2 protein-coding genes are annotated in these 720 nt (G+C 31.4%); both read right to left on the bottom strand.

Translation table 11 applies throughout. The features are described from left to right. Window positions 1-163 precede the first annotated feature (163 nt). Window positions 164-235 (bottom strand): hypothetical protein, encoded by a 72-nt coding sequence (locus IDG60_RS18325; protein WP_031775077.1) that lies wholly within the window; start codon window positions 233-235, stop codon window positions 164-166. After that, complete coding sequence (locus IDG60_RS18320) at window positions 216-614, bottom strand: FPRL1 inhibitory protein FLIPr (protein ID WP_000739582.1); 399 nt, start codon at window positions 612-614, stop codon at window positions 216-218. Before IDG60_RS18320 ends, IDG60_RS18325 begins: the two co-directional genes overlap by 20 nt. Window positions 615-720 lie beyond the last annotated feature (106 nt).

The following is a 720-nucleotide window of genomic DNA, read 5'->3' as shown; positions in this document are numbered from 1 at the left end:
AAGCGAGGTGGCTATTGTGAAAAGGAAATCGAATGTATTAACAATCATAAAAATTGTAACGGATATAGTGGCAACCGTGTTAATCATACGTGCTTTATTAAACAGTCGTAAAGATGCTAAATAAATTAGAAGTTACTTAAAATAAAAAAAGCACGCCAAAACGTTAGCATTGTTTTCTAACGTTTGGCGTACAACTATTTAATTCAGTATGTTTTTTAATACCAAGTAATCGAATCGATTTCGCCGTTTTTAACCACTGGAATATTTTTTCTATGTTCTTCTAATGGGCGAGTGATATCGAAGGTATAATAACCATTTTTACCACCGTCTTTGATTTTTACTACAGCTATTGTATTGCCTTTACCCATCTTTTTAGCTATTACATATAAGTCTTCAACAGTTTTACCTTTATAGTGTTCGTTTTTTTCATCGGCTTCTTTTATTAATTTATCAGCACGTTCATCGTCCTTTTTAGCTTGGTCTGCTAAATTTTTAGCGATTTCTAAACCTTTCCATTCATAACTAAAGAACGCCTTAGCATCATTAGTTTGAGTTAGAAGACCTGTAGCGATGACTGTAGATGCAATAATTACTTTTGTGATATTTTTTTTCATAATAAGTTCTCCCTGTAAAATAAATTTGTACTTACTAATGCGAGTACACTGCTATTTTACAAACGGTTTCATGCATTTACCAGTTAACACTTCATTAATTAAAATT

This window comes from Staphylococcus sp. EG-SA-2 (genome assembly GCF_017152085.1).
This window is presented reverse-complemented; position numbering and strand designations above follow the sequence as displayed.

Excerpts from the sequence above, each read along its gene's own strand:
- IDG60_RS18320 (WP_000739582.1), bottom strand. The coding sequence starts at position 614 with ATGAAAAAAAATATCACAAAAGTAATTATTGCATCTACAGTCATCGCT.